This is a genomic window from Algoriphagus halophilus (assembly GCF_041729275.1).
Lineage (GTDB): Bacteria > Bacteroidota > Bacteroidia > Cytophagales > Cyclobacteriaceae > Algoriphagus > Algoriphagus halophilus_A.
Genome location: NZ_CP146486.1, coordinates 722,627 through 740,557, shown reverse-complemented (window position 1 = coordinate 740,557; position 17,931 = coordinate 722,627). Strand labels below are relative to the sequence as shown.

At 43.2% G+C, this 17,931-nt stretch carries 10 protein-coding genes, 2 tRNA genes and 5 pseudogenes; 8 read left to right on the top strand and 9 right to left on the bottom strand.

Going from position 1 to position 17,931, the window contains the following annotated elements; translation table 11 throughout:
- Nucleotides 1–3 precede the first annotated feature (3 nt).
- The 4 genes and pseudogenes from V8V91_RS03935 to V8V91_RS03920 all read right to left on the bottom strand — a co-directional run bounded on the left by V8V91_RS03935 (nucleotide 4) and on the right by V8V91_RS03920 (nucleotide 3,024).
- Nucleotides 4–309, bottom strand: a complete 306-nt coding sequence (locus tag V8V91_RS03935; RefSeq protein ID WP_373398857.1) for a hypothetical protein — start codon at nucleotides 307–309, stop codon at nucleotides 4–6.
- 41 nt (nucleotides 310–350) lie between these two features.
- A complete protein-coding gene (locus V8V91_RS03930; RefSeq protein ID WP_373398856.1) occupies nucleotides 351–515 on the bottom strand; it encodes a hypothetical protein in 165 nt (54 codons plus the stop codon).
- Nucleotides 497–1,396 (bottom strand): sodium:solute symporter family protein, encoded by a 900-nt coding sequence (locus V8V91_RS03925; RefSeq protein ID WP_373398855.1) that lies wholly within the window; start codon nucleotides 1,394–1,396, stop codon nucleotides 497–499. The genes V8V91_RS03930 and V8V91_RS03925 overlap by 19 nt, the downstream gene beginning before the upstream one ends.
- Nucleotides 1,397–1,405: 9 nt before the next feature.
- Nucleotides 1,406–3,024 (bottom strand): annotated as a pseudogene (locus tag V8V91_RS03920) (ABC-F family ATP-binding cassette domain-containing protein).
- Between the two features lie 162 nt (nucleotides 3,025–3,186).
- On the opposite strand from V8V91_RS03920, the pseudogene V8V91_RS03915 reads away from it, so the two are divergent.
- From V8V91_RS03915 to galE, 5 genes and pseudogenes are all read left to right on the top strand, one after another.
- Nucleotides 3,187–4,460 (top strand): annotated as a pseudogene (locus tag V8V91_RS03915) (IgGFc-binding protein).
- On the top strand, nucleotides 4,445–5,965 hold the full coding sequence (locus V8V91_RS03910; protein WP_373398854.1) for a PKD domain-containing protein: 1,521 nt from the start codon (nucleotides 4,445–4,447) through the stop codon (nucleotides 5,963–5,965). The pseudogene V8V91_RS03915 and the gene V8V91_RS03910 overlap by 16 nt, the downstream one beginning before the upstream one ends.
- Nucleotides 5,938–6,321 carry a gliding motility-associated C-terminal domain-containing protein gene (locus tag V8V91_RS03905; protein ID WP_373398852.1) on the top strand — a complete coding sequence of 128 codons (384 nt, stop codon included), beginning with the start codon at nucleotides 5,938–5,940 and terminating at the stop codon, nucleotides 6,319–6,321. The genes V8V91_RS03910 and V8V91_RS03905 overlap by 28 nt, the downstream gene beginning before the upstream one ends.
- 63 nt (nucleotides 6,322–6,384) lie before the next feature.
- A complete protein-coding gene (locus V8V91_RS03900) occupies nucleotides 6,385–9,444 on the top strand; it encodes a PKD domain-containing protein (RefSeq protein WP_373398851.1) in 3,060 nt (1,019 codons plus the stop codon).
- 66 nt (nucleotides 9,445–9,510) lie between these two features.
- Nucleotides 9,511–10,532: pseudogene (gene galE / locus V8V91_RS03895) on the top strand (UDP-glucose 4-epimerase GalE).
- Here the strand turns inward: galE and V8V91_RS03890 are convergent.
- The 5 genes from V8V91_RS03890 to V8V91_RS03870 all read right to left on the bottom strand — a co-directional run bounded on the left by V8V91_RS03890 (nucleotide 10,529) and on the right by V8V91_RS03870 (nucleotide 14,893).
- The gene (locus V8V91_RS03890; RefSeq protein WP_373398850.1) at nucleotides 10,529–12,835 is read right to left on the bottom strand and encodes a GH92 family glycosyl hydrolase; all 2,307 of its coding nucleotides are present in this window, start codon (nucleotides 12,833–12,835) and stop codon (nucleotides 10,529–10,531) included. The pseudogene galE and the gene V8V91_RS03890 sit on opposite strands and share 4 nt — an antisense overlap.
- A 386-nt stretch (nucleotides 12,836–13,221) precedes the next feature.
- Nucleotides 13,222–13,473, bottom strand: a complete 252-nt coding sequence (locus tag V8V91_RS03885; RefSeq protein ID WP_373398849.1) for a GIY-YIG nuclease family protein — start codon at nucleotides 13,471–13,473, stop codon at nucleotides 13,222–13,224.
- A gap of 171 nt (nucleotides 13,474–13,644) precedes the next feature.
- Nucleotides 13,645–13,896, bottom strand: coding sequence for a GIY-YIG nuclease family protein (locus V8V91_RS03880; protein ID WP_373398848.1), 252 nt, complete (start codon nucleotides 13,894–13,896; stop codon nucleotides 13,645–13,647).
- Nucleotides 13,897–13,947: 51 nt separating this feature from the next.
- Nucleotides 13,948–14,021: transfer RNA gene (locus V8V91_RS03875), tRNA-Asp, on the bottom strand.
- 798 nt (nucleotides 14,022–14,819) lie between these two features.
- Nucleotides 14,820–14,893, bottom strand: a tRNA-Asp gene (locus V8V91_RS03870).
- 411 nt (nucleotides 14,894–15,304) lie between these two features.
- Between V8V91_RS03870 and V8V91_RS03865 the strand changes: the two genes are divergently transcribed.
- The 3 genes and pseudogenes from V8V91_RS03865 (at nucleotide 15,305) to V8V91_RS03855 (ending at nucleotide 17,922) form a co-directional block, all read left to right on the top strand.
- Entirely contained in the window at nucleotides 15,305–16,252 is a 948-nt protein-coding gene (locus tag V8V91_RS03865) for an acetyl-CoA carboxylase carboxyltransferase subunit alpha (RefSeq protein ID WP_074225185.1), read from the top strand.
- A 54-nt stretch (nucleotides 16,253–16,306) separates the two neighbouring features.
- Nucleotides 16,307–17,145, top strand: a pseudogene (locus V8V91_RS03860) (MBL fold metallo-hydrolase).
- Nucleotides 17,135–17,922, top strand: a pseudogene (locus tag V8V91_RS03855) (patatin-like phospholipase family protein). The pseudogenes V8V91_RS03860 and V8V91_RS03855 overlap by 11 nt, the downstream one beginning before the upstream one ends.
- Nucleotides 17,923–17,931: the final 9 nt, after the last annotated feature.

Genomic DNA, 17,931 nt, shown 5'->3' with positions numbered 1-17,931 from the left:
ATCTTAGGATAATTCATCGAGTTGTGGGGTTCGTGTTGGGAAACTAATGCTTCCGATTATCATTGCTAAAATACTAAATATCAATCCAATAAGATGTGAATATATTACCGGGTTCAATTGATCGGAGATCAGGTAGGAAAGCATTCCTACCATCATGGAAAGCAGACAGCCTGCAGGCGATCTTTTCCAGTACAGACCTGCTGTCAAAGGGACAAACAGGGAAACCAGCATCAAAATGGAAGCTCCCGCGACCAGGTCATAAATATTCGATTCCATGGTGGCAATGAACGTGGCGACCAGGGCTACCAAAACTATATTGCCTCTCAGAATCCATAACAGCGATTGGTCTTTCAGTTTTTCTCCGAAAAAGGTTTGATCAGGTTTTCAGAAAGAATGGCTGCCGGTGCCAATAAGCCTGAGCTGGTAGTACTCATGATGGCGGAGATCAGGGCCCCAAAGAAAACAATCTGAATGGGAAGACCCCCATGGGCAAGAATCATGGTGGGCAGGAGCATTTGCTTGTTTTCCAGATAAAGTTCGGGTAAAGCACTTTTGCTCCCAGGGCTATGAATAAGGGCAATAACCCAAAAGTCAAATAAAAACCCCCTGCCAGATACGTGGATCTTACGGCTACTTTTTCAGACTTGGAGGACATGACTCGCTGGTAAATATCCTGACTTGGAATGCTGCCCAGACCCAATATGATCCAGGCTCCAAAATAGTTGATCCAGGAAATGGCACCCCCTGTAGGGAAAAACTGGAAGCTTTCTTCCGGGGCTTGGGATAAAATATGCTGAACTCCGCCTGCTTCTGAGGCAACCATGATGGATACCCATAGTAATCCTACCACAATCATGGTAGTTTGAATAAAATCGGTGATTGAAATGGCCCACATTCCACCCAGGAAGGTGTAAAAGACCACTATGCCTGAGGAGATTAAAATCCCTTCCACCAGCGTTAAATCCGTAATGGATCCTAATATTAAGCTCAAGGCCACCAATTGAGCTGCCACATATCCGAAATAGGCAGGGATCATAAAGACGGAGGCAAAAAACTCCACACGTTTCCCAAAAATCCTTCTGAATACATCCCCAATGGTCAATACACCCATTCTATACATGGGACGGAGAAAAAACAGACCAAACAATACTAAACAAAGTGCGCCTCCAAAGGGGTCTTCGATTACGCCTATCAACCCTTCCTCCAAATAAACAGAAGAGGCTCCGAAAATCGTTTCGGAGCCAAACCATGTTGCAAATAATGCAGATGCTGATAGGAAAAGAGGTAAAGACCTTCCCGCTAACACGAAATCATTGGAGCTTTTCACCAGTCGGGTGGACCAGGCTCCGATGGCAACCGTAATTGCCAGATAAATAATGATCGAAGTCAGCAGCAAGAGTTAAGCTTAACTAGTTCCGTACATTTTTTCTCTGATCGCTTTAATTTCCTCAGAGTTTAAATAGTCATCATAAGGCATTCTTCTATCAATCGTCCCATTTGGGGTAAATTCCACGATTCTGTTGGCAGAAGATTGAACAAATGCGTGGTCATAAGAGGACATCAGAACAGTTCCCGTAAACTCCACTACGGCATTGTTGAAAGCAGTAATCGACTCCAGATCCAAGTGGTTGGTAGGTTCATCCATGACCAATAGGTTTGGATTTTGAAGCATCATTTTGGAAATCATGCAGCGTACCTTTTCTCCACCAGAGAGAACAGAAGATTTTTTAAGTGTTTCCTCACCTGTGAAAAGCATTCTCCCCAAGAAAGTTCTTACATACGCTTCCTCCTGATTAGAGGAATATTGTCTTAACCAATCGATCAGATTGAGGTCAGAATTGAAATACTCAGAGTTGTCATTCGGTAAGTAGGCTTTGTTGATGGTTACCCCCCATTTGAAACTCCCTGTCTGCACGGGGATTTCCTCCATGATTGTCTGGAAAAACTTATTGACTGCCTGCTTGGTTTTGGAGATGAACGCGATTTTATCTCCTTTATCCACCATTAGATTAACATCCGTGAAATAAGTGACCCCATCTGATTTCAATTCCAGGTTTTCGGTCATAAATATCTGGTCTCCCGCTTCTCTTTCAGGTTTGAAGATGATGCCAGGGTATTTTCTGGAAGAAGGTTGGATCTCATCCACATTCAGTTTTTCAAGCATTTTCTTCCTGGAGGTGGCTTGCTTGGACTTTGCCACGTTGGCAGAGAATCGTTCAATGAATGACTGAAGTTCTTTACGCTTTTCTTCCGCCTTCTTGTTTTGCTCAGATCGTTGCTTCAATGCAAGCTGGGAAGACTCATACCAGAAGGTATAGTTACCTGAATAAATCTTGATTTTGGAGAAATCAATATCTACGATGTGGGTAGAAACGGTATCCAAGAAGTGTCTATCGTGAGAAACGACAATGACCAGGTTTTTGAAATCAATCAGGAAGTTCTCCAACCACTCGATGGTATCTGAATCCAAGTCGTTGGTAGGTTCATCCAGAATCAGAATATCCGGATTACCAAAAAGTGCCTGGGCCAATAACACCCGTACTTTTTGATTCCCTGCCAGTTGGTTCATAGGAAGGTAATGAAGGTCTTCCGTGATGCCAAGGCCAGAAAGTAGGGAAGCCGCATCGGATTCAGCATTCCAGCCATCCATTTCAGCAAATTCCGCTTCCAATTCAGAAGCTCTGATCCCATCTTCTTCAGAAAAGTCTTCCTTCAGGTAGATGGCATCCTTTTCTTCCATGATTGAAAAGAGCTTTTTATGGCCCATCAATACGGTCTTCAGGACTTCTACCTCATCGAATTTAAAGTGATCCTGACTTAATACGGCCATTCGTTGGCCAGGAGTAATATTTACGGAACCACTGGTACTTTCTATATCTCCGGAAAGAATTTTCAAAAAGTAGATTTTCCGGCACCATTGGCACCGATTACCCCGTAACAATTACCTGGGGTAAACTTGACACTTACTTCATCAAAAAGTGTTCTTTTTCCAAATTTAAGAGAAAGGTTATCTACTGAAATCATTCGGTTTTGCTTCTTTTTTGAGCCGCAAAGATAGGAATAAAATTTTGTTGAGCAGGTTGGGAAAGCGCTTTTCTAAGTTAAAATCCTGTCTATAGTCTGAATATTTAAACTATTGTTTCGCAGGTTGTTTATATTGAAGCAATTTCCACTAGTTGGGTTTCTATGAAGAGAATTTTACTTGGATTTTTATTTCTTTTTTGCTGCTTTTTTTATTGCCAAAAATCAGTTGCCCAACTCTCCACAGTAGGAAAGGAATTCTGGGTGGGTTTCATGGACAATAATCGAGTTTTGCCAGATGCGCCCGATCAAGCCGTAATTGTTATTTCTGCGAATGAAGACGCGGTGGGCTACATCGAGTATAACGGGAGGGACGTTCCCTTTAATCTTTCCAAGGGACAGCAATTTGCCCATATGGTACCTTCGGAAGAAATTGATTTACTACATCGGAATACCGGAGTTATTGAGAACAAAGGAGTTTACATCAGCTCCAATGGAAAGATAGCGGTTTATGCGTTTAATGAGCGTTTCCGTTCTGCTGACGGAACAGTGGTGTTGCCTGTCAGTGCCTTGGGCATGGATTACCTAGTCACCTCCCATTATGAGCTTTTGACAGTTCCAGTACCCTTTGTCGCCAATGTCAATGATGAAAGTGAATTATTGGTGGTGGCTACGGAGGACAATACAGAAATTGAAATCACTTCTTCTGTGCAGGCTTATGGTGGGAATGTCCCTGGAGTACCTTTTACCATTACTTTAAATCGAGGACAAAGTTATCAGTTGAAAGCCAAGGCGGATCTAACGGGCTCCAGGGTTCGGGTGATCGGGGAAAATGCGGATAGTTGTAAAAAGATTGCTGTTTTTGGAGGCAATAAATGGACTACCGTAGGGAATTGTGGAGGCGCACCGGATAATTTATTTCAACAAACCTATCCCACTTCCAGCTGGGGAACCTCGTTTGTACATGTGGCACTTTCGGGAAGGACTTCCGGGAGTTAGTGAAAATACTTGCTTCAGAAGATGGCACCCAAGTTACAATTGGTGGCCAAAACAGAGGCACCATCGATGCCGGTGAGTTTTTAAGTGTGGACTTTGGAATCCATGAATCTGCAAAAATCGAGACTTCCAAACCGGCAAGTGTTACCGTCTTTTCAAAAAGCCAGGAATGCAACGAGCCCAACGATCCCAATTATTCCAATGGAGATCCCTTTATGATGACCTATAGCCCTAGTGAACAGTTGCTCAAGGAAATTCAGTTCAATGCCTTGAATTTACCCTCGATTGTATCACATTATTTAAATCTGGTAGTGAAAGCAGGGACTGAGAGTCTTACCTTTTTGGACGGACAAAATCTAGGGACCAGGTTTTCCCCGGTTCGGGAGATCCCTCTTATTCCTATGCCAGGATCAATATTTCCCAAGGGGTGCACCGATTGGTGAACTCCGAAGGGTTCAATGGCTATGTGTATGGTTTTGGGTTTATTGAATCGTATGGATTTGCTGTAGGTGCGGCATTGGATAATTTGAATTTTGAAACAGAATCTTCTTATGAATTTGAGGTAAATGGGGAACAAGTAGCCTGTTTGAACCACGAAGGCACCTGGGTGATTGAGTCTGAAAACCCGAACTTCAGTTATTTTGAATGGAATTTTGGCGATGGTTCCGAGGTGAAAATAGGCAAGGAAGTAACCCATACCTACACCGAACCTGGAGATTATGAAATTTTGGTCAAGGCTTCGATTAGTCCAACTACCTGTGAGGAACAAGAGGAAGTGGTTTTTGAAGTAGAAGTGATAGACCTCTCTTCTGAGTTGGAAATAGAAGGAATATCCAGCGTATGTCCTGAGGAAGAAGCAATGATCTATAAGCTTTCAGATGCTATTTCCAATCAGGTTTCAACGCTTGAATTCGAAGTAGAGGGTGGTGATATCGTAGAAAATTATGGAGATTCCATTTTGGTAAACTGGGGTCCCGCCAATGATCTGGCCAGTATTATTGCAATTCCCTATTCTGAAAATGGTTGCCCAGGTGACACCATCCGGTTGGAGGTAACCATCAATAAACAGCTGGAAGCAGTCATGCCAGAAGGGCCAACCCAGGTATGTTTCGATCCAACGACTCCATTTGTTTATGAAGTGCCTGACTCGAGTCCGGGAAGAGCCTATGAGTGGAATGTCCTTGGGGGTACCATTCGTTCGACTTCAGATGATGGAAGCATTGAGGTAATCTGGGATCAGCCCGGCATCCAGGGATCAGTAAATTATACGGTGACCAGTTTGGTGGATAATTCCTGTGGAGGCGTTTCACCAACGTTGGAAATTGAGGTGGCAGATCGCTTGGAATTAAGGTCAGTGCAAGAAAGCACGATTCTTTGTTCTGGGGAGAGTAATGGAGAAATTGAGTTGGAAGTAATTGGAGGAGTGGCACCTTTCGAGGTGAATTGGTCTCATGATGCGGGGTTGAAACAGTTGAAGGCAACAGGATTGTCGGCGGGCACTTATGAGGTAAAAGTAGTGGATGCCAATGGTTGTGAATTCTCCCTGGAAGCGCTGGAGGTCAAAGAACCAAATCAACTGGAGGTGTTATCCGTCCAAGTAGAAGGAACTTCCTGTTACGGGAAATCCGATGGTAAATTAGCGGTATCACTGATTGGCGGAGTGGCTCCCTATACCTATGAATATCAAGGAAGTCAGACTACTACAGGAGTAATAAATTTGATTGATTTACCGCAAGGGATCTATGAATGGGAGTTTAGCGATGCCAATGGCTGTGTAATTCCTCTGGCTTTCGAGATTACTTCACCGCCTGCACTTGAAGTATCGGTGAGATTGGAAAAACCTGCATGTCCAGGAGGAAGTAACGGAGAGTTATTGGCAATTCCAGGAGGGGAGATGCCCCATACATTTACACATGGGAAGTGCCAGAGGGGCAAGGGAATCAATTAATTGGAGTTCCACGAGGTACCTATCAGATTTCTGTTCTGGATAATTCAGGTTGTATTAGTTTAGGAACAGGAGAAGTGTTGGAAGCAGCTCCGGAGGTTCGAATGCCTACTGGGTTTAAGCCGGATGCTTCGGGAGACCTCTTTCAAGGTGTTTCCAATTGTGAAATTGAATTTGAGCTCTGGGTCTATAACAGATGGGGGCAATTGATTTATACAGGTACCACTGGTTGGGACGGAATGGTGTCAAATGAAGAGGCCCCGTCCGGGACCTATACCTATTTATACCACTATTCTTTTCCAATGGAAGGAGAAGTTCAAACCATTGAGAAGCGAGGAGGGTTTACTTTAATCAGGTGAAATTTACACGATGCCCAAATTAGGACGCTTATTTCTGTTTTGCGTATTTACTTTTTAGTAAGCTTGAATGGGTACGCCCAACTGAGTACACTAGGGAAGAAGTTTGTTTTGGGATTTATGGAAAACAATAACCGTCCCAATCAACCGGATTTAGCCTCCGTGATCATCACAGCCAATGAAGACAGTGAAGGAATGATTCAAGCGGGAGGTAAGGATATTCCGTTTTCAATCCAAAAAGGAGAGCAATTTTATTATGAGTTCAACAATGGGGAGGACTTGATTCATAGGAGTTCCGGCACAGTTGAAACCAAAGCCGCATTTATTTCCTCCTCAGGAGAGATTGCAGTACATGCTGTTAACCAAAGGCAACGCAGTCTGGATGGAACGGTGGTGTTACCCATCACGGCGTTGGGGAAGGAATATTATGTGACCGCACATGCCGATGTTTTTGGAGCAGGCCAAGATCCCGGGGCAAACTTGAATTATGAGAGTACGCTGTTGATTTTGGCGGTGGAAAACAATACAGAGATTGAAATTGTGACTTCCACGAATACCGTCAATACCATTCCTGCCAATGCTCCCTTAACCATATTCTTGAATGCAGGGGAGAGTTACCAAATCAAAGCCAAAGGGGATTTGACAGGTTCCCGGATCAGGGTGATGAATAGCACGGATGGGGATTGTAAAAATATCGCTGTTTTTGGGGGGAATAAATTGACCAGTGCCGGGGATTGTGGAACCACTGGTGATCATTTGTTTCAACAGGCATATCCAGTAAAAAATTGGGGAAAATCCTATATCCATGTTCCTTTGGCAGGTAGGACTTCCGGAGAAATTGTGAAGGTGCTGGCTTCAGAAGATAATACCGAGGTAACTGTCAATGGTGGTTCGGTGGGCAACCTGGACGCCGGTGAATTTTTGAAACTGGAGTTTGGTCCCAAAGAAGTGGTGTCTATTGAATCCTCCAACCCAACAGCTGTTTCCGTTTTGGCAAAAAGCCAAGCTTGTAATGATTTTAATGACACCTTCTCAGCACAGGGAGATCCCTCGTTGATCACCTATAGTGATAACAACCAAAGGATCAAGTCCATTCTATTCTCCACTCCCGTTGGAGATGAAATTTTAAAGCACTACGCCAATGTGATGGTCCCTACAGAGGCAGCAGGCCAAACTTTATTAAATGGGCAAAATGTAGGAGCTGAATTTCTTCCCGTACCTGGAAACACCGATTTTAGCTATGCCCAACTGGTCATCATTGAAGGAGGGAATTCCCTGTCCAATCCAGAAGGCCTGATAGCCTATGCTTATGGAGATGGTTTTATTTCCTCCTATGGATACGCAACCGGAGCCAGCTTGGAAAATGTTCAGTTTGAAGCAGAATCCACCTACGATTTTGAGGTAGAAGGGGATCAGGTGGCTTGTTTTGGGAAGGAAGGAATTTGGGAAATCATACCGGATAATCCAATGTTCCAATCATTTCTATGGGATTTTGGAGATGGAACTGAATTGAAATCCGGAAAAGAAGTGGCCCACACTTTTGAAGAAGAGGGAGTGTTTGAGGTGGTGGTATTGGCATCTACCGGCGAAGGGAACTGTGACAGCGAGGAAGAATTTAAGTTTGAAGTAGAGGTGAATAAAATCGAAGGGGAACTGATAGGCCCCAGTTCCATATGCCTCAATGCTGATGAAGTGACTTATACCTTTGAAAACACGGATAATTTTGAAAGAGTAGTTTGGGAAGTGGTTGATGGAATTGAATTGTTGAGTACTGATTCTACCATCACGGTAAAGTGGGATGTGGAAACCCAAAATGGATCCGTAAAAGCCATTCCTTATTCAGAAAATGGTTGTCAAGGGGAGATCCAAGAAATCCAAGTGCAGGTTTCCAATAATGCTGAACCTGATATGCCATTAGGTCCCGAGGGAATTTGTGGGGTATTGTCCGATGTGGTGACTTATTCTATTCCCTTTCCCTCCGATCAAAATACCTATCAATGGGAGGTAACAGGAGGAACTATTATAGATGGGCAGGATACCATCGAAGTGGAGGTGCAATGGGAGGAGAATGCACCAGTGAGAAGTTTGTATTATGAATCCACCAGTTTGGTCAATTCCTTATGTGCTGGGATTTCGCAAGTGTTGGACGTATTCATATACCCGGAATTTGAAGTAAGTATCTCTGAAAAATTATCCCCTGCTTGCCCTGGAGAATCGAATGGCTCCATTGTGTTGGATCCTCAAGGTGGTTCTGGAAATTACCAGGTGGAGTGGAGTCATGATCCATTGTTGGAATCCTTTAGTGCTTTCAATCTATCCCAGGGAACATACGAGGTAAAAATCACCGATTTATCTGGCTGCGGGGAAGAGGTATTGATGATTGAACTGGAAGATTTGGAGCCTTTGAGTCTTCTTGATGAACCCCTTACCAATGAAGTAAGCTGCCATGATGCTGCAGATGGTTCGTATCAATTGAGGGTTTCGGGTGGGACACCCCCTTATGAGGTGGAAGGTCAGCAATCAGAATGGGATGGATCGTTTTTGACAGTGACAGGCTTGCCAAAAGGGCCATTCTCCCATACCATCCTCGATTCGAGGTCCTGCAGCATACCAGTGGAAGGGATCATTGAGGGGTCGGAACCATTGACGCTTACGTTCAATGAAATCAGCCCAAGTTGCCCAGGAGGAGGGGATGGTGTGTTGGAAGTGATTCCCGCTGGAGGCGTAGCTCCCTATGAAATAGGTTGGGACAATGGTTTGAGCGGGGCGATCATTGACGGCCTGTCCTCAGGGGAGTTTTCTGTCACTGTCACCGATGCCAATGGTTGTGTGGTGACCGGAAGCGGGGTCATACAGCCTTCCATACCCCAGGTTCGGATGCCCTCGGGATTTTTGCCATCTGAGGGGGTATATGAGCCTATTTCCAATTGCCCTATTACCTATCAGTTGATGATTTGGGACCGATGGGGCCAATTGATTTATTCCGGAAATGAGGGCTGGAATGGGGAATTGAAAGGCACTTCTGTGGATTCCGGAGTATTTACCTATAAAATCACCTATGAATTTTCCTTGGAAAACGGGGTTGGATCCGATTCTGAAACAGGAACCTTCACCTTAATTCGGTGATTTTTGATTTTTATTATTCTAAATGCCCAGTTTTAGATAGTTTTGCCTCAGTAAATTTTTAAGAATATGAAAAAGATTTTAATCACAGGAGGAGCTGGATATATTGGCTCACATACCGCTGTGGAACTTGTCAAAGCTGGGTATGAGCCCATTATTTTGGACGATTTTTCGAATTCCAATCCAAATGTCATCAACAGATTGTCTGAAATCCTCGGAAAAGAAGTTATTTATTTCGAAGGCGATTGTAATGACAAAGAGGTTCTGGAAAGCGTTTATGCAGCGCATGCTTTTGAGGGAGTAATCCATTTTGCGGCCTTTAAGGCAGTAGGGAGAGCACTCAATTTCCGTTGAAGTATTATCAGAATAATGTAGGCTCTTTGACTGTTTTACTCGATTTCATGCAGCAGAAAGGGGTCAAAAATATCGTGTTTTCCTCTTCCTGTACCGTGTATGGTCAGCCCGATCAACTTCCGGTTACGGAAGAAACACCGCGTAAAGATGCGGAAAGCCCATATGGGAATACCAAAAAGATCTGTGAGGATATCCTGGTGGATTTTGTGAAAAGTAATGCGAAAGTGAGAGTGGTTTCCTTGCGCTATTTTAATCCGGTAGGTGCGCACCCCAGTGCGAAAATCGGAGAGCTGCCGAATGGTACCCCCAATAATTTGGTTCCTTTTGTTACCCAAACTGCGGCTGGGATCAGGGAAAAAATCACTGTATTCGGAGATGATTATGATACCGTTGATGGAAGCTGCATCAGGGATTTTATCCATGTGATGGATTTGGCAAATGCCCATGTGAAGGCATTGGCCTATCTGGAAAAACAAGCCGATTCCTTTTACGATGTGTTCAATGTGGGAACAGGAAACGGAAACTCCGTATTGGAGATCATCAAGACCTTCGAACAGGTCAATGACCTGAAACTCAATTATACCATTGGTCCAAGAAGACCTGGAGATGTGGTTAAAATCTGGGCGGATACCCAAAAAATCAACCAAGTGTTAGGCTGGTATCCTCAATATTCCTTGGAGGATTCCCTTCGGGATTCCTGGAACTGGGAAAAAAGTTTGAGTGGCGAACTTGCTTAGTTCGCCTCCTCACTCATTTCCAAAACCAAGGTTCCTCCTTGGGTGATCTGTTGATGCGTCAATTCCAATTCCTTCAGCGGCTGCTCATTAAATACTCCTGATTTTACATAATAGCTGTTTGGGTTATTATGTAAGGTACGGATCGTGAATTCCTTGCCTGGATAATAGTTGGGATGAAGATGAATGAGCACTTCATCAAAAATAGGGCTGCCTAGTTGGTAGGAAGGATTCGCTTCCGTGCCACCATTCATCTGAAAAAGACCAATTTTCATCAGTACCGCCAGGCTTCCCATGAGGCCCTGGTCCTCATCCCCATTGTATCCGGAATCAGGACTTAATTCAGCGTATACTTTGTTCACGATAGCCCTGGTCCAATAGTGGGTCAGATCGGGTCTTCCCAATTTTTGAAAAATAAAGGCGGTCTGAATGGAAGGTTGGTTTCCATAATTGATAGGGATTCTTCGATATTCAGGATGAGCTTCCTGGGAATGCGAGGTTCCGGAAGTAAACCCTTGTTTCTCGGCTTGCTCAAAAGATTCATTTAACCGTTGAATGGCCTTGTCTTTTCCTCCCATCAATGCTGCCAGCCCCTCTAAATCATGGGGTACAAACCAAGTAGCCTGGCTTCCGTTGGCTTCGTTGAACCCTGCATTGTAATCATGGGGATCGAATGGAGTTTTCCAGGCCCCGGAAACATTTCTCGGTCTCATCCAGCCTGTTTCGGGATCAAACGTGTTTTTGTAGTTGAAAGACCGCTGGTAAAACTCCTCATAGGCGGCTTGGTCTCCCAATGCTTTTGCCAATTGAGCCAGCGTCCAATCTTGATAGGCATATTCCAAGGTAAGGCTTGGTCCATCCTGGTGTGCACCAAAACGACCCTCTGGAATTGGCCAAGGCACATAGCCATTCTTTAAATAGTATTGAAATCCTCCTCCCAAATTGGTTTTGTGCTCATACCCGGCTTTTTCCATGATGCCTCCTGGGCGATGGTTTTTCTTCAGGCCCTCATAAGCCATTTCAATATCAAAACCCTTGATTCCTTTTTGATAAGCACTGACGATAAAAGGAGTGCTGGAGGCCCCCGTCATGACATAGGTGTAGTTTCCTCCAGATGGACCTCTGGGGATCAATCCCCCATCTTGATAGTATTGCAACATGGAATTGACAAATTCCTCCGTAATTTCAGGGTAGACCAAATGCCAAAGGGTGTTGAGGGTCCATTGTGCTCCCCAAAATGAATCCGAATTGAAATGCCTGAACTTCGGTTTGCCGGAAGCGTCCAAGGGAATCTGTTTGATCCGATGTTTCCCGGAAGTCATGTCAGCATATTGGCCATTGACATCACTGATGGTTCTCCTCCCTTGCAAAGCATGCCATAAGTCTGTGTAAAACCTTCTTTGAGCCTTTTCTGTCCCCCCAGAAACCTGGATTCGGGACAGGTAATTATTCCATTCAGTAAAAGATGCTTCCTTTATCTGATCGAAATCCCATTGGCTGTTTTCTGTTTCAAGGTTCAACAAGGCCTGCTCCTCACTGACATAAGAGATTCCTACTTTCATCAACAACTCATCGGAACTGTCATCAAAGGAAAGAATAAGTCCGGAATCCGGCCCATTGATTTGTTCCAGGTCTGAGTTTACTTCCTTGGCATTCCAACCGATATGCGATTGAACTGCTCTGTTCAATTGGATGGCAAAGAAAACCGGGGTATCAAATGGTCTTCGGGAAGTAGCTCCATTGACAAGGGATCCCAGGTAGGTGGTTGGAGAGATCTGTGTAATGGATCCATCAATTAGTTGGGAAGGCCCAAGCTTTCCACCCAAACGGATTAAGAGTTGCTGTTGGCCCGGTTCGGTGAAATGATATCTGTGGAAACCAGTTCTTAAGGTGGAGGTAAGCTCCGCTTTCACGCCGTAACGATCCAGGTATACCTGATGATATCCCGGCTTTACGATTTCATGGGCATGGCTAAAAGGGGAGCCGAAATCTTTAGAAGATTCCAGGTCAAAATTGACCAACGGCAGCACGGATAACCCAGACAATTGCCAGGCATGGATATGGCTAAACCCTTTGATGGTATCGCTTTGGTATCTATATCCACTTCCCCAGGCACCATCAATATCCGTGTCAGGGCTTAAATTGACCATTCCGAAGGGGCGGGAAGCCGAATTAAAGAAGAACCACCTTGAGTTACTGCTGTCCACATAGGGGTAGACCAAATCCACAGGGGAGTTGGGTTCCTGAGCATTTATGGAGGAAATACAGTTTAAAAAGAGGAGGCTAAGTAGTATTCGGAAGTTCATTTACTTTGGGTTTACGTGTCGTATTGTCGCCAGGAATCAAAGAAACGAAAAAGCAATAACTATGGCGAATGCTTTATTCGGAAAGGATTCCATAGCTTGACCCGATCCGGATCGTTTCAGGTAGGCAGGAAATAGGTTTAAAGGAAATAGGTTTAAAGTATTGTCCCGATGATTCGGGACAGGCATTCAGAGGCTGGAAGTCCTAAAGCTAAAGATTTAGTTTGATCACAAACAAAAAAGCCTCGAAATTACTCGAAGCTTTTAAGCGGAATAGTTTATCCCGAGTATTCGGGAGACGGGACATGTTCCGACAACTGTACTGAACTGCGACCTTCCCGATGGATCGGGACAGGCATTCTAACAAGCATTCGTTAAATGAGTTATTTTTACTTGGAATGATGAATGAGTTCCAATAAAAATGCTTTAGATTTTTGTTTCTTCAGGAATTTTTCTTTTTCAAGAGCCTCCGATTTGGAGCTGAACTTTTCTTTCCAGACCAGTTTCCAAGGCTGTTTTCTGGAGGTATAACCTTTGTGATGGCCATTATGCTTCACGAGCCTTTCTTCTGGGTCTTTGCTGTAACCGATATAAAAAGATTGATCTTTTAGGGATTGAATGATATAGGTGTAATAGCACATAAAAAATGAGTTGAAACAAAAAAAGCTTCGAAATTACTCGAAGCTTTTTAGCGGAATAGTTTATCCCGAGTATTCGGGAGACGGGACATGTTCCGACAACTGTACTGAACTGCGACCTTCCCGATGGATCGGGACAGGCATTCTAACCAGCATTCGTTAAATGAGTTATTTCTACTTGGAATGATGAATGAGTTCCAATAAAAATGCTTTAGATTTTTGTTTCTTCAGGAATTTTTCTTTTTCAAAAGCCTCCGATTTGGAGCTGAACTTTTCTTTCCAGACCAGTTTCCAAGGCTGTTTTCTGGAGGTATAACCTTTGTGATGGCCATTATGCTTCACGAGCCTTGCTTCCGGGTCTTTGCTGTAACCGATATAAAAAGATTGATCTTTTAGGGATTGAATGATATATGTGTAATAGCACATAAAAAATGAGTTGAAACAAAAAAAGCCTCGAAATTACTCGAAGCTTTTAAGCGGAATGGACGGGACTCGAACCCGCGACCTCCTGCGTGACAGGCAGGCATTCTAACCAGCTGAACTACCACTCCAATATTTTAAAGAATCTATGATGACTTATTCATCAAATTTAAGTGATGTCATTAAGGTTTAAATATGCAATCTTTCAAAGTTGCGGCCTTCCCGATGTGTCGGGACAGGCATTCTAACCTCCCGATAATTATCGGGATGAACTACCACTCCAATATTTTAGACAATCTATGATGACTTATTCATCAAGTTTAAGTGATGTCATTGAGGTTTCTTTATGCAACCTTTCGAAGTTGCGACCTTCCCGATGTGTCGGGACAGGCATTCTAACCTCCCGATAAATATCGGGATGAACTACCACTCCAATACTATAACCAATCTATGATGACTTTTTCATCAAGTTTAAGTGATGTCATTAAGGTTTCTTTAAACAACCTTTCGAAGTTGCGGCCTTCCCGATGTGTCGGGACAGGCATTCTAACCTCCCGATAATTATCGGGATGAACTACCACTCCAATATTTTAAAGAATCTATGATGACTTATTCATCAAATTTAAGTGATGTCATTAAGGTTTAAATATGCAATCTTTCAAAGTTGCGACCTTCCCGATGTGTCGGGACAGGCATTCTAACCTCCCGATAAATATCGGGATGAACTACCACTCCAATATTTTAGACAATCTATGATGACTTATTCATCAAGTTTAAGTGATGTCATTGAGGTTTCTTTATGCAACCTTTCGAAGTTGCGACCTTCCCGATGTGTCGGGACAGGCATTCTAACCTCCCGATAAATATCGGGATGAACTACCACTCCAATACTATAACCAATCTATGATGACTTTTTCATCAAGTTTAAGCGGAATGGACGGGACTCGAACCCGCGACCTCCTGCGTGACAGGCAGGCATTCTAACCAGCTGAACTACCACTCCGTTTACTTCAAAAACATCCTGAAAACATGAATTTCACATCCCCGTCGTTTTTGAGTGATGCAAAGGTAGGTTTTTGAATCATTTTTACAAAAGGAGGACAAAAAAAAAGATGAGTTAAATTGTATTGACTTCTGATTCAAGGAGATAAATTTTTGAGAAAAGGCATTTGAAGAGGTGATATTTCTGAAACCAAGGTGCCTAACGTATCCAGAGAATAGGAGATTTGTTTAAACAGCCTAAAGTAAAGACCTTTGCGAAGTCCTTAGATTTAGTGTAGTATTGAAGTAATTAACAATTTAAAGACTTTGAATACAATAGCTCTTGAAAATCAATAGCTTCCAAAGTGATTGAGTAAAAATTTTATTTCTCAAGGGTATATTGCTTATCTTTAACCTTCCAAAAATCACCAGAATGGTATTAGAATTCGAAAAACCAATAGCTGATTTAGAGCAGAAACTTCAGGAAATGAAGGATTTAGCCCAGGGTAGAAACATAGATTTGACTTCAGATATAAAGTCTTTAGAAGAAAAAATCCTGACTTTGAAAAAAGAAACGTTTCAAAATTTGACCCGCTGGCAAAGAGTTCAGCTTTCAAGACATGCAGATCGACCTTATGCATTAGATTATATCTATGAAATAACCAACGATTTTATTGAGTTACATGGTGACCGCACCGTAGCAGATGATAAAGCAATGGTAGGTGGCTTAGGTGATATAGATGGCAGAACCGTCATGTTTATCGGACAGCAGAAAGGCAGAAACACAAAGCAGCGCCAATTGAGAAACTTTGGGATGGCAAATCCCGAGGGGTATAGAAAGGCTTTGCGTCTGATGAAAATGGCTGAAAAATTCGGTAAGCCAATTGTCACACTGATTGATACTCCAGGGGCTTTTCCTGGATTGGAGGCAGAAGAAAGAGGTCAAGGAGAAGCAATTGCCAGAAATTTGAAAGAGATGTTCATGTTGAAAGTCCCTGTGATATGTATTATCATAGGAGAGGGAGCTTCAGGTGGGGCATTGGGGATTGCGATTGGAGACCGGGTGATGATGCTTGAAAACTCTTGGTATTCCGTGATTTCCCCGGAAAACTGTTCTACAATTTTGTGGAGAAGCTGGGATTACAAAGAGCAGGCTGCTGAATCTCTGAAGCTGACTGCGAAAGACATGAAAGGGAATGGCTTGATCGATGATATCATTCCAGAACCTTTAGGCGGAGCTCATAAAGACATGAAACAGATGTCGCTCACATTGAAAGAAACTATTGTGAAGGCATTAAAAGAGCTGGATAAGATCAAAGCAGAAAAAAGAATTGAACAGCGCATCGACAAATTTTGCTCGATGGGCGTAGTAGTTGAGTAACTAAGTTGAATCCCGGTCTTTTAAAAAAGCCCGGGCTTTTTCTTTCTATACAAAATGGATTTATACGTAGTAAATACCGGTTTTTTAAGTTGGATGGAGGAGCAATGTTTGGCGTTGTTCCCAAAACCCTTTGGTCAAGAACCAACGCTGCAGATGAGAACAATCTTTGCACCTGGGCGATGAGATCACTTTTGGTGGTACATGGAAACAGGGTGGTATTGATTGATAATGGGATTGGCGATAAACAGGATGCCAAGTTTTTCTCCCATTATTACCTTCATGGGGAGGATTCCCTGAAAGGAAACCTATTGAAGTTAGGGGTTCATCCCACGGATATCACGGATAATTTTCTAACACATTTGCATTTTGATCATTGTGGAGGGGGAGTCGGTTATGGTTCCCACGGCCAATATGAAATGACTTTTCCAAGAGCAACCTACTGGTCCAATAAAGCCCATTGGAAATGGGCTACCGTTCCGAATCCCAGAGAGAAAGCATCCTTTTTGAAGGAAAATATCCTACCTATGGAAGAAATGGGTCAACTGGATTTTGTCGATCTGGAAAAACCCTCACTTTTTGAGGGGTTTGACTTTATGACGGTAGATGGACATACCGATAAACAAATGCTTCCAAAGATCCAGTACAAAGGAAGGACCCTGGTCTTTGTGGCAGATTTATTGCCTTCGGTAGGGCATATTCCGTTGCCTTATGTAATGGGATATGATACCAGACCATTACTAACCATGGATGAGAAAGCCGAATTTTTGGAAGAAGCAGCACAGGAAAAGTATATACTATTCTTGGAGCATGATCCTGTCCATGAGTGCTGCACCGTTAAAATGACCGACAAAGGAGTGAGGTTGGATCAAACTTTCAAGCTTCATGAAATCTGATTTAAAAGTTGGGATTGCGTTATCTGGGGAGGAGTAAGAGGGATTTCTCATTTGGGAGTTCTCAAAGGATTGAATGAGGCAGGAATATTCCCGACCAAAGTGAGCGGTACTTCAGCTGGAGCCATAGCAGGAGCGATGTATTGCAATGGTTATCAACCAGAGGAAGTTCTAAAGATCATAGTGGAGACCAATTACTTTAAATTTATGCGTCCCGCCATATCCCTTACGGGTTTCTTAAAGATGAATTCGGTGGGGGATTTGTTCAAGCTGTATCTGAAGCACAATAATTTCAGTGAATTACAAATTCCTTTGACAGTAGCGGCCACGGATATCAAAAAAGGGAAAGTTGTCTATTTTTCAGAGGGGGAATTAATCCATCCAATTCTTGCTTCTTCCTGTATTCCAGGGATGTTTGACCCGATTGTGATCGGGGATAAATTTTTCGTCGATGGAGGAGTTCTGAATAATCTTCCGGTTGAACCATTGGAAGGGATCTGTGACTTTGTGATTGGGATCAATTGCAACCATTTGCCTGAGGAAAGCAATATCAGGAATATGAAAAGCCTGATCGAGCGGTCCGTTATCATGTCGATGAACTACAATGTATACAGCAGGAAGTCCAAATGTGATTTTTTTATAGAAGCACCGGGCTTGGGCAAATATGGAGTCTTCGATATCAAAAAGGCACCAGAATTATTTCAGGCAGGTTATGAACAGGCATTACAATATATTGACGAAAATCCTGCAATTTTGGAGCTGGCAACTAAAAAAGAGTAAAAAGTAATC